Consider the following 13,649-nt stretch of genomic DNA (forward strand, 5'->3'; position numbering starts at 1 on the left):
TAGGGTTCAATAATTATTTACATAACAAATATACAAAAAAACAGTTATTAACAATAGTTTTTTTATATTGGTAAGTGTTTAATCTATTGCAGATGAATAAATTAAGTTTTAGATATTATAGTTTTATTGCGAGTTGTTTATTAAATCGCACCAAATATGATAAAAATCACACTTATTATATGTTTATAAAAAAAGGATTAAATTAAAATATACTTCCGTTAAGTAAATATTTAAAAAATATAAAGTGTTTAATTTTGGTAAAAATAAATGCCTGTTGATTTTTGAATTTCAAACAGTTGTTCCTGCTTAAAAGGACTAGATTTTATTATTCCGGCTTTTTGCCCAATGGAATTAAATAATTGAACACCTAATATCTCTGCTCCAATTTTATTGGTAATTTGTAGTTCTTTACTAGTGTTATTCATAAACACTAAAATACCGTTTTGTAAAATTTCTTCCTCAACAGCTAACGTATTTAGAGACTTAAATGTTAATGAAAATCTATCTTTATATTCACCAGCCGGTAAATTAATTTCAAAAGGTTGATCATTTATTTTTTTTGATTTTCCTGTATATGAATCTTTAATATAAAGCTCAACACTCGATTCAATATTTTCTAATGAATCTATTTTAATTCTTGTCAATCCAGTCTCATTAACTATCAATCCTAAAGGTAGTTCTTGATCTAAACTAAAATTATTAACTCCTTGAATTACAAATTTACTTTGATTAATTTCCCAATACATGTCTTCAGCATTAATCTCGGAAATTGGCGCGTCATACCCCAAATCAAAATTATTAGTTGCATTTTCATCAATTCCAACTACGATTTGACGGTGATAACCAGATGGAGAATCAAACATTAACCTAATTATCGGTCGGTCGTTTACATTAACCTTTTCAGCTTTCTCTTTGGATTTTAATCCTTTCATAAATACTGAATTCCCCGGTGTTTCTTTTTCAAATATTCGCTGACTGTTTTTAAAATTAATAGCTCCTCCTGACACAGATGAAATACCCGTTAAAGCCACATCCAGTGTTGCATACACAAAAAACCCTTGATTTACCGGAATATATTGTCCTGGAACTTTAGAACCTGTCGCACCAGTAGCATTAATACGTGCATCATTCGAGATTGCAGGAGCACCAGCTATTAAATTACGAGTTGCATATCCTCCAACATATGCTCCTAAATTATGCGAATCTTCTTTTCCAAAATGATCCCAAAAATATAAGGCTCCATTAAAAATATTTGAAGCTGCTCTACCGCCGCTATCACTTATGTTATCCAAAATAAACTCATCCGCATCAATTGCAGACGGGTAAGGGTTCCCTATAAGTCTATCATCTCCTAAGGCTATATTTAATGTAAAGTTTCCATTGTAAGGTCTTCCTTTAAAAACGTAGTTTTGTTCTGTAGCAATAGGAATAGAACCTGATGTTCCTTTCATAGTATAACCCTCGCCTGGTAATAAAGAAGTTAATTCATTAATTTTTATCCAAGCATCATAGTCGTCATGTGGGCCATTAAATTTCCATAACCAATAACCGCTTATTGTTATTGGGTCAGATGGTCCTGCATCTGCTGCTGTATGTGACGCTTGAAAATTAATTATTTTAGGAGTGGCAGAAGTTGTACCATCCAATAAAACTCCAGGAGTACCTCCAGCTAAACTTAATGTTTGAGAACTATTTGTGCTTTCAATTCCAGTTCCATTTGTACCTGATCCTGCTGAAACAATTGGACCTACTGAAGATGACCAGTAATTATAATTAAAACTATTTGCAGTTCCTTGTTGATCTCTCTCAATATAACCTCCACTATCTTCATCTAATATACTTTCATCTCCCTGCACTAATTGTGATTCCCCATCTAAATCTATAAAACCATCTAGCTCTAAATACCAACTTATATTTAATTCTGAATTATCTTGAATACTAAATTCAATAGGATTTGAGCTTGCGTCTTGGCTTTTTACAAAGAGTCCTAAATGTTTTTGATCCGCATTGTAGGTTATGTTTTTATGTTCAATTTTAACAATTGACCAATCATAAGTTAAGGCATCTATACCCAAAACCCCATCTGAAACAATATCAACTGCATTTGGAAGTGTGGTATCTCCTATTTGAGTAATAAATGGCAATGGAGCAGTTTGTATGTCAATAATTTTCATATTGTAAATTTTTGCTCCTGTTGCGATATCTATAGCTGGTGTAGTTAAATCATCAATAATATCATCTTTATAAGCATCCATTCTAAAATACCTTTTTAGATTGGCCCAAGGCAATATTATTGGAGTTGTTGTTGTATTTATATAATCCGTTACATCACGTGGAATAATAACTCCTCTTAGATTTCCTCCATTATCCTGTATCTCTTGGTAAATCATTTTTTGAATTTCATTTGCTGATAATGCTTTATCAAACACGCGTAATTCATCCATATAACCTTTGTAATAATTACCGCCTGCTGACGCTCTACCTATTGTAAAGTTTGATGCATCAGTAATTCCTCCTGAAGTATTGCTACCCTCTTCAACTCCATTAATATATAAAACTGTTCTCCCTGCAACTGTACTAGCCGCAATATGGGCCCAAATACCATCCGTTATAGCTGTTGTAGAAGTTAAAACTGTTCCTTCAACAACAACACTTATAGTATTTGCTCCACTATTAACTCTTAAATAAAAATCATTCTGACCAGCAACTACTCTATTATCACCAAGAGTGTTAGCACCATCTGATTTTATAAAAGACATGATTGTTGCACTTCCTGAACTAATAACATTTACATCTTCCCCATAGTCATTTCTACCGTCAAAATATAAATCTAGTTTTCTATCCAAATCTCTTGGAGAGCCAAAACCAACATCATCCGTATCAAACAAATCTACAATACCATCACCTTCTGCATCATTTGTGTCATCAATTATTCCGTCATTGTTACCATCTAAACTGGCATAAAGTGTGTGAGATATATCGAAAGTAGCTCCATTTGATGTTGTATCAATATAGTCTGGTATTCCATCACCATCTGTATCTTGAACGTAAAAAGTTGTGCCTAATCCTTGATTTTGATTCCCATATGCTGTAATATATGAAACCCCATTAAAATAGTCATAAACATCTAGGATTCCATCTGTAAAATATTCTAAAGTATTATCGGCATCAACATCTGTTTCTCTAAAAGCATCTGTATCTGGACCCTGCCCAACTCCATTTCCACTTACATCACCATCTCCATTTTGGTAATTTAAATCGCTTGAATTACCTGCACCGGATTCGTCAACATCAAATATAGAATCATTATCACTATCTAAATCTAAAAAATTTGGGGTTCCATCACCATCAGAATCTAAAATAATATGGCCTTCAATTAAATCATGCATCCCGTTCCCATTACTATCAATCCAGCCGGAAATATTTGTTAAAGTTGCTGTTCCTTCACTATAATCTCCTAAGCCAGCTTCAACCACATCTGGTATACCATCATTATCTGAATCTAGGTCAAAAACATCTGCGACTCCATCACTGTCTGTATCACAAAGAGTTTGTGAAATTACAATATCATCCAAAGCAAGATCATTTCCTAATCCTCCATTTTCATTATTATAAAAATACACGTAAAATTCATCTACATTAAACGTTAAATCAGCAGTAAATTGATGCCAACTTGCTGCTGGATCTCCATTTATTGAAGGTGGAATATCTCCAGTAACTATAGATGCCAGCAAATTATCATTTACATCTCTAAATTCTACCAAAATATCTGGTCTTCCTCTGGTAGCAATACCAGGTGCTGCCTCTGTATCCAAATTTATTACCCAAAAACTATAAGTAATTGGTACATTGGGTAATGCTCCTTTTATATTAGCAGTATAAAAAATCCCAGGTGTAAATACATCAATATTCTCAACTGCATTGAACATGGCCATTCTACCGTTGGTATCTCCAACAGTATGATCGTTTCCTGTATACCAGTATTGATCTGCCCAACTTGCAACTTCAGCATTTGGCGTTTGGTTAGTTCCATCTCCATTACCTGCAGTATAATAAACTGTGTATTCACCATCATTAAGACTGCCGTCATTTCCAGCTAGTGGAGGTAATCTACAAGGATCTCCACTTCCATCTTCATAACAATAGGATGTACTAGCAAAACCATAGGTTGTATTAATGGTGGTTCTATTTCCCGCTCCAAATGTTTCATTTAAAAATTTATAATTTGCCGAAATCGAAATTGAAGAATTTTCGCAGGCCATTTCTTCATCTATATCTAAAATACCATCGTTGTCATCATCAATATCAATATTGTCTAAAACACCATCTCCATCACTATCAAAAAAGTTTTCTTCTCCAATTATTTTAACGTTAAACTCATAAGAGCTTTCGTTTGAATCATTATTACTAATGGTTATTGTTTCTTGAAATGTAGCAATACTTGAGGGTATGCAAGTTAATGTAAATGTTGTTGTTCCACCTGGAATAACTGGTGTTACGAATGGAGTTCCAGTTATTGAAAAGACTAAACCAGATACTGAGATATTTGTTATTGTCAAATCATCACTACCATTATTTTCAATAGTAAAGGTTTTCTCTATAGGTCTTCCAACATTGTGAGCTCCGTAATCAGTATCATCGGATATATCTGGAATATTTGTTCCATCACCTATAATCGAAATGCCATTTCCTAACACATTAATTTCTGGTCCACTTGGTGCAACCCCATCAATTAAAATATTATCAAACGCAATATCACCCCTCCAACTATTTGCTCTGGTTACAACAAATCGAAATTGAACCGAGTTTCCTTGATAAGCTGTAAGGTCGATAGTTTCATTTAGCCAAGTATTTTGAGCATTTTGGCTTCCAGATCTTGTAAAGATTACCATATTCCATCCTCCACCATTTACATTAATTTCAAGATCCAACGTCCCAACATCAGTACTTGCACCACTGCTATACATATGGTAATCAAATGTTAATTGTGGACTGGTATAGGAAGTGAAATCTATTACTGGGCTTGTTAAAATTGCTATGTCTAAGTTTACTCTAGGATCTGACATTTCTGTATATAAATACCATGTTCCAGAAGATGCGTTATTTGGCCCTGTCCCCCCTGAACCTGTTGCCCCTGAATTTCGGGTCCAATCAAAATTATCCCCGGAATCTTGAGTCCAACCATCAAAATTAGTTTCAAAATCGGCGCTATAAATTACAACTTGTGAATAAGAAATAACAGGGAAAGCTATTAATAGTAAAAATACTATAATAGCTGATTTAACAGTGTGGGGTTGTATTGCCATAACGAGGGGTTTTATGGTAATGTTATCAAATTTAGTTAAAAGTTAGATGATTAACAAATATTTTGACTGTTAATTTATATTTAACTTACTGTATATTAATTATTTAATAATTTTTTGGGTAATGTAAATTTATTATTAGCATGTTGAAATAGCTGTTTTTTAAAACATTTATTCAATAATTATTTTCTTATTAATACTTCCATTTATGGTATTTATTTGAATAAAATATACACCTGTTGATAGGTTATTTATTGGTAATGAAATATTTCTTCCTTTTATATTGCTATTCCAGGTTCTCATATTTTGTCCTAAATAATTGTATAAATTAATATTTATCAACTCTGTATCTATTATTCTTTTAATTTGTAACTCGTCAATAGGATTGTTCATAAATATATGAATCCCCTCTTCTAATTCAATCTCTTCAAGTGTTTTTAAACGTGGTTGAAAAACCAAAGAAAACCTATCTAAATATTCCCCTGCCACTAAATTAATTTCAAAGTGTTTACTATTAATTTGATGCGTTTCTCCAGTCAGTTTATCTTTAATATATAATTTAACACTTTCGTCTATGTTTTCAAGTGCATCAATTTTTATAACTGCTAAACCATCAACTTCTAATTTTAAACCTAATGGCAATTCTTGATCTTCATTAAAATTATTTACTCCTTGAATTACAAACTTTCCACCGTTAAAAGTCCAAAATAAATCTTCTTTTCCTAGATCTGCAATAAGTGCATCGTAGCCAATATCAAAATTATTAGTTGCAAATTCATCCACTCCAACCAATAATTGTCTTTGAAAACCTTTTGGCGAGTTAAATTTCAACCTGATTTTGGCTCTTATATCACCTATTTTCTTAGTTTCTTTTGTCTTAGATTTTACGTTTGATTTAAAGAACAAAGCCCCATCATTGGTTCCTGTATATCCTTCTCTTACAAACACACGTTGACTATTTTTAAAAACAATATTTCCTCCATCAACAGTAGTAGTTGTACTATCTACAGCAACATCTAAAGTTGCATTTACAAAAAACCCTTGATTTGGTGGAATGTATCTTTCAGGTACTTTTCCACCCCCAACCAATGGAGTTGAATTATTAATTAGCTCATCTGTTGAGTACGCTTCTGTTCCTCCCATTAATGTATAGGTTGCATAACCACCAACATACTCAGCTAATATATGTGAATTTTCTTGTCCGAAATGATGCCAAAAATACAAGGCTCCATTAAATACATTTTTTGTATTTCTTCCATCATTAAAATTAATGTTTTCTTTAATATTATCAAGTATAAATTCGTCCGCATCTAACGATGAAGGATACGGGTTTCCAATTAATCTATCATTTCCGGGAGCAATTGCTAATGTAATATCTCCATTATTCGGTTTTCCTTTAAATACATAATTTTGCTGAGTTGTAATTGCTACATTACCAGAAGCTCCCTTCATAGTATAGCCCTCACCGGCCTCTAAATTTGTAGTCTCGTTAATTTTTACCCAAGAATCATAGTCGTCGTGAATTCCATTATACTTCCACAACCAATAGCTACTAACTGTTATGGGACTTGTAGGTCCTGCATCTGCAGCTGCATATGGAGTTTGAAAATTTATTGTTTTAGGAGTACCTGAAATATACCCATCAAATAAAAAGCCTTGAGTTGCTCCTACATAACCAATAGTATGAGCATTATTTACACTTTCAATTCCAGTGCCCCTTGCTCCAGTATTACCGCTTATTGGCCCAACTGAAGATGACCAATAGTTATAATTAAAGCTATTTGCTGTTCCTTGCTGATCTCTTTCTATATACCCACCACTATCAATATCTAAAGTGCTTCCTTCTCTTTGTATTAATTGAGATTCTCCAACTAAATCAATTACTCCATCTAATTCCAGATAATGACTAACTGTTAATCCCTGGCCGCCATTCGTTTCGTCTAAGGGGTCTGTTGCATTGGCTATTGTAATTTTTCCTCCAGTTAAAATTAGACCAAGTAAGGCTATGTCTCTATTTCCAGAGGAGATATTGTGCGATGTTTCTACAATGTTCCAATCTATATTAGTTCCGTCTAAACCAATTGAATGTGGTAAATTTTGACTCCCATTATTAGCCCAAGTACTTGTTTCATCCCAAGCTCCATCAGCAACTGAAAAATAAGGTAATGGGGCTGTCTGAGAATCAACTATTTCTTTGTCTTTTGTTAAATATTTTAAGCGTAAAAAATTTCTGGCATCAGTTAAACCTTCAACCGTTGACCCATAAAACGAATTAAAATCGTAATACGCTCTTAAATCACTCCATGGTATGGTTATTACTTCATTATTTATAATGTTTTTTGGAATTACTTTCCCACTTACCAAATCACCTGTAACTTTCTCTATTTCCTGATTCATTAGGTATCTTACTTGATTTTGAGTGAGTCCTATATCCCAAACATAAATCTCATCAATTTCTCCAAGAAATGGATTGATAATATTATTTTTATCAATATAAATTGCTCCAACTGAAAACCTATTAAAATTAGGAGAAGGAGGTTCAACTCCTTGAACTGATTTATCTAATATTCCATCCACATATAAAAATATGGATCCACTATTATATACAAAAGTTATTTGATGCCATTTGCTGTCATTTAAAATCATGTTTGAAATAAACCTTGGGGTTATATCATCATCAACCATTACTTCAATTTTGTTAGCGCTATTTAATCTTAGTTGTAATTTATTTCCCTTAGCCAGAATAGTTCTCCAATTTGCAATAGGCGCACTTTTAACCCAAGCAGAAATTGTAAATGAATTAATATTTAAATTAAGATTATATTCTCCAACTAAATAATCTTCCGATCCAATATTCATTGAGCGATTACCAGCTAATTTAGGTGCTTTTCCAAAAGTGAAAAACTTAGTATCATCAAAATCATACCAAGTTTGCAGATTGGCACCTCCATCTGATTTTAATGGAATTACATCAATAATATCAGTATCTTGAAAATTTTCAGTATCAGAAACAATTAAAACATATTCTTCATCAGAATTTTTAGAAAAACTACTAAACGCATCCGATGGAATAGACACAAATATATTTTCTACATCTCCTTGTATATTTTCTTTTGATTCCACAATTTTCCATTTACGGTCAATTCGTGTTAATGACGTTGTAATTCCTGCAGCGATTGTAACTGTATTGACATTTGCACCTGAAAAAGCACCATTATCACATCCCCAAACTAAAAAATCTCCATCTTTTTTAAACTCATTTGTGTTTTTACTATTGGTATCAAATATTAAACCTAAACCAATGGTAATTTCATTTGTTTCATTTAAACTTTTAGATTGTTTTTGATTTAAATCAGAAATTGAATCTCTACCTATCCCTGCAATATTATAATTATAACCCGCATTAAGTGATATATCCCATATTTTAGTTCCAAAAGAATTACTATAATCTTTTTCGGCTTGGGTACTTGATCCCAGTGTAATACCATATTTTATGGCTAAATACGTTTCAATTTTTGGTCTATCAGTATCAGGTACTCGTTCGGCAAAGGTCATAATTTCAGCAACTCTTCCATTTAGACTCCCTTGAACATCCAAATTTCTACCAATCCAATATTTAGTTCCTAAAACTATAGATGGTGGGCCTGGATCTATAGAACCAACATTTGCATATGAAATATCATCTATTGAAGAGGTTGTTAAAAGGTTTGAATTATATAATAATTCCTGAGCAGTTACCGGATTGGCATTATTCCTAACATTAATAATACCTGCATTGGTATAGGTTTTAGATGTGCTAATTTCCGCTTGGGCATTAAAATTCCCTGTAGTTTCAAAATTTTGAGAATAAGTTAATATTTCGTTTGTTAACCTAGAAGAATAATTCCCAAATCCAACACCTGTAATATCTCCTGTACCTCCAGTTGATAAACCTCCAAAAATAGTATTTCTACTGGTATTACTGGAAATTGGTACATCAGGAATCATAACAATAAAAATATCCTGACTGTAAAAACCGTTATTGGCGTTATACATATATTGCTCTATAGAACTTCCATTATTTTCAAATTTAATAACTGGATTAAAATTAATATTTGATGCTGCAGCATCTATATAAGTTGGCTGATTCACTGAAACTGGCTGTGATGCATCTTTTCCGTTTGAGCCCAAATCTTTCCATTCATAAACATTTGAGCCAGTAACTTTAACCCCTCGAGTTGTTTTTAGCCACAATCTAAAATCTGCAGTGATACCTCCAGGCCCTGGAATATTAAAATTAAATACCTCAGCACTAATATTAAATGTAAAAGGATTTGCTGTAATATCATTACTTGCAATAGAAATAGTTGAAGTGTTTGCCCCGGCCGTTGCCGGCGCAAGAAAAGTTACGTCAAAATAAAATGATGATCCTGATGCGATAGCATATGCAAGAGAAGCCGGTGTTGTTATTGTAAAATCTCCTAGCGAACTCGTAATGGATGTAATTGTTAAAGCGCAACTTCCTGTATTAGAAATATAAAATCTCCTTGTTTGTGTGAATCCTTCTTCCACAACACCAAAATAGGTACCATTTGCAGCCTTTGTTGTTGTATCTCCATTGTTTACATCAGCCATTGGATTTCCTCCTAAAACCGAAATTATTGGTGACCGATCAACACTCAGAGTAAATGTAAAAACCCCCTCACTTGAATTAATTGTCACCAACGTGTTATCAGTTATACAATCTGAATCATTTCTAGTAATAGTAAAATTTAAAAAATGTTTTCCATTACAACCATTAGGTTTAATATTTTCGGATAAGTTTGAGGGTGAAATTGAAAAATTGGCATTGTTTAACGTTACACTTTGAATCCTAATAGTACCACAATTACCTATAGCAGTGTTGATAATTTGAAAAGTTAAGGCATTTCCTGCAGTAATAGAGATTGTAGATCCTTGTGTTACAACCGAACCTCCTAAAATTGAAACACTCATATTCTGAGCACTTCCGTTAAATGTAAAGAAAAAAAGTGAGAGTACTTTTATATATAGTATGTTCCTCCACCTCATCTTTTTCATTCCGAAAATATTTAAAAATACTTTGTAAAGATACCGAATAAATTCTTAATCAACTAACAAACGGTATGTTATATATATTAAATAGTGATAAATATCATCTAAATGGTAAATTTTTAAAGATTTATTAAGGCGGAGATTGATAAGTTTCTACCAGGAGCACTTATTGAAGATGCAAACTCTTTAAAATGCACATCAAAAACATTATCAATATTTACAAAAAAAGTAAAACTATTACTTAGTTTATAGTTCGCATTTAAACTAAAAGTATTCCAACTTGGGCTCCCAAAATAGGTGTTTGTTAGCGGATTGTAAGGTGTTTGTTCGAGATTGTCAATTCCTTCAATTAAATTATAATCTTTGAGTCTTTTTTCAGCATTAAACTTCCAATTAAAATTAGCCTGCAATCGATTTTTTTCAAATCCCATTTCAAAATTTCCAAATAAAGGAGGGATGGATGATAAAGGTACATTAGTATCGTAGGTTTTGCCTTTTGTATAAGTTATTGATCCCTTTGTATGCCATGTATCATTTAAATTACCTTTAAAATTAAATGTGCTTCCAACTATATATGCATTATCTTTGTTGACATTAGCAACAACCTGCCCTTCTTCACCATCATACATAATGGTTGAAGCATTATTAATTTCAAAATAATCACGTGTAATATAATTATTTAAAAGTGTATAATAAATATTTAAACCTGTATGAAATTTTCTTTCATTAAAATATTTTAAAACACTTGTTTCAAAATTATAGGCATATTCCGGTTTTAAATTAATATTTGGTACCGTTACATTTCCTGATTTTTCTCTAATTTTACCAACATCATCAATATTTGGAGACCTAAAACCCGATGATATAACACTATTTAATTGCCAATTTTCAGTTGGTTTATATGCAAATCCTAAAGTAGCAGTAACAGCAGAATTATTTAACGAAATATCAAAATCTGGCAAGCTAATAAATGTGTCATCAATCCATTTTGCTTTTAAATTAGTATTTATAAATCTAGCACCCGTATTTAATGTGGTCTTTTTATTTATATCTTGTCTATAATTAACATATGAAGCAAAGCTTGTGTAAGAACTTCCACCATCAGGATAACGAGATTGAACTATAAAATCATCTGTAAAACCAAAAATTACATTGTTATAAACATCTAAAGTTTTTCCATAAGAATTAGAATCTACTTTATTATACGTTGTCTCAAACCCATAAGACAAAATTCTATTGCTACCATTAGTCATTGGAACAAAAAAATCGCCATTTAAACTAAAAACATCAACATCTTCATTTCTATATGCGCGATCTAAACTTGTAAATTTTCGTTGAACTCTCGATTCTTTAATGTTTTGAAAAGCTGCAGTTATAGTTCCCTTTTCTATCCATTTTTTATTTGGGTTTATTTTTAATTGTGATGATACTAATAAACGTTTTTGTGGTCCATAATACCATTCTGCGAACTTCAATTCTCCATCAGAATATTCTGATAGTTTGTCAAATCTATTAATGTCTGTTGATTTAGAGTATTGAAGATTAAACATTAAATCACTTGTTTTAGATATTGGGATTGCAATTTTTTGTAATAAATCTATTTGTTTGAAAGCTGTATTTTTTTGAATATTACTATTTGAATTTATTTGAGGGGTAGCGCTATAATAACTATTAGAATTGTTTGAATATTCAACCACTTTTCCCCAATCATCAAATCCATGGTTTCTATTTTCTCCCATTTTTAAATCTCCAAAACTACTATGAGAGATACTTGTAAAAGATGCCCATTTTTTGTTTTGTAATTCAATATTACCTTCTGTTGTAAATTCTTTGTTAATAGAACTAAATCTTGAAAATAACGATGAGTTTACTTGGTTTTTTTCACTTAATTTTGGAGATTTTGTATAATAATGTACAACTCCTCCTAAGGCATCAGAACCATAAACTACAGATGAGGGACCAAAAATAACTTCTGTTCTTTCTATAATATTAGGCGAAACAGTAATAGAATTTTGTAAATGACCCATTCTATAAATGGCATTATTCATTCTTACTCCATCAACTACCAATAAAACTCTATTTGCCTCCATACCTCTAATTACAGGACTTCCTCCTCCAAATTGAGATTTTTGAACTCTAACACCTGGTAAATTGGCTAATAAATCAGCCGAAGTTTGTGGTGCCAATCTTTTTATTTCTTCTTTTGATGTAATTGCAACATGTTCAGCTATTCTGCTTCTTTTCTCTTCTTCTTTTGAAGCAGATAACACAATTTCATCCAGCATTTCAGCTTTCCTGTTTAAATAAATAATAAAATCAACAACTGCTAATTCTCGTTTTAGTATCTCGTACTCTATATAGGACAAATGATTAAAGGAAATAATATCCGTATTTTTATAATTTGTAAGATCAGCGATTCCACTCTTGTTGGTATAAACAACTAAATCATTATTATCATTATAAATTGTAACATTTTCTATTGGGAAGTTTGTCCCTCTCTCTAAGACTTTAACTTTTTGAGCATTTGCCGTTAAAGCAAGTAAAATAACAAATAGTTTTCCTAGCGTTCTCATAGTTAATTAAATACAGACTTTAACACATCCATAGATTTTGGTTTTCTGAAACCACTTATGTGTAATTCGAAATATTGAATTAGTATTGAAAGTATCATTTGTCTATTTAGACTATTAAAATTCAACTCATGTAACACATCAAAATTTATGCCTAACAACCTCTTAAATTGGATTAACTTTTCCCCAGAAACAGAATTAAACTTACTTTTTTCATTAAACCTACCCTCTAACAAATCAAAGTACTGCAAATCTAAAGAATTTGTTTCAGGATAGAAGCCTAAATACTTAGTTAAATTTAATAAAAAAAGTAAATGAAAATTAGCAATACTATCATGTGTATCCAGCCATAAAAATGATGCTTCTAAATATTCGAAAAGTGATACATTTTGTTCTTCTTCCCTTATAGAATAGTATAAAACTTCCGCTAAAAATAGCGCTATTGATTGTTTTCTAATATTTGTATAAATAGAATGATAAAAATTTATAACTTCTATTTCTTTTATAGAATTTAAAGTGCCTTTATTGTTGTGATTAACTGTTAAATTTAACTGCATTAATGGTTGAAAATATGCCGTTTTAATTTTTGATTTTTTTGAATTTAAAACACCTTTTAGCATATATGTTTTTAACCCTTTACTCTGGGTATAACAAGTTGCTATTAAACTTGTATCGCCATATTTAATAGTACTAATAACTATTGCTTTGGTTGTTTCAATCATTA

Annotated in this window: 4 protein-coding genes; all 4 read right to left on the reverse strand. The window is 31.6% G+C overall.

Annotated elements, in window-relative coordinates:
• Window positions 1–248: 248 nt before the first annotated feature.
• On the reverse strand, window positions 249–5,306 hold the full coding sequence (locus tag CHB63_RS06720; protein ID WP_089377691.1) for a LamG-like jellyroll fold domain-containing protein: 5,058 nt from the start codon (window positions 5,304–5,306) through the stop codon (window positions 249–251).
• 168 nt (window positions 5,307–5,474) lie between these two features.
• Window positions 5,475–10,361: a LamG-like jellyroll fold domain-containing protein gene (locus tag CHB63_RS06725; protein WP_089377692.1), complete on the reverse strand. Its 4,887-nt coding sequence runs from the start codon at window positions 10,359–10,361 to the stop codon at window positions 5,475–5,477.
• A 113-nt stretch (window positions 10,362–10,474) separates the two neighbouring features.
• A complete protein-coding gene (locus tag CHB63_RS06730; protein WP_089377693.1) occupies window positions 10,475–12,928 on the reverse strand; it encodes a TonB-dependent receptor plug domain-containing protein in 2,454 nt (817 codons plus the stop codon).
• Window positions 12,929–12,930: 2 nt separating this feature from the next.
• Entirely contained in the window at window positions 12,931–13,647 is a 717-nt protein-coding gene (gene recO / locus CHB63_RS06735) for a DNA repair protein RecO (protein WP_176420289.1), read from the reverse strand.
• Between the last annotated feature and the right edge of the window lie 2 nt (window positions 13,648–13,649).

Origin of the sequence: Lutibacter flavus (assembly GCF_900188355.1) — a bacterium.
Classification (GTDB): Bacteria; Bacteroidota; Bacteroidia; order Flavobacteriales; family Flavobacteriaceae; genus Lutibacter; species Lutibacter flavus.

What these genes read in the sequence shown, in the direction of transcription:
- CHB63_RS06725 (WP_089377692.1), bottom strand. Translation starts at nt 10,361, where the DNA reads ATGAAAAAGATGAGGTGGAGGAACATACTATATATAAAAGTACTCTCA.
- recO (WP_176420289.1), bottom strand. Translation starts at nt 13,647, where the DNA reads ATGATTGAAACAACCAAAGCAATAGTTATTAGTACTATTAAATATGGC.
- CHB63_RS06730 (WP_089377693.1), bottom strand. Translation starts at nt 12,928, where the DNA reads ATGAGAACGCTAGGAAAACTATTTGTTATTTTACTTGCTTTAACGGCA.
- CHB63_RS06720 (WP_089377691.1), bottom strand. Translation starts at nt 5,306, where the DNA reads ATGGCAATACAACCCCACACTGTTAAATCAGCTATTATAGTATTTTTA.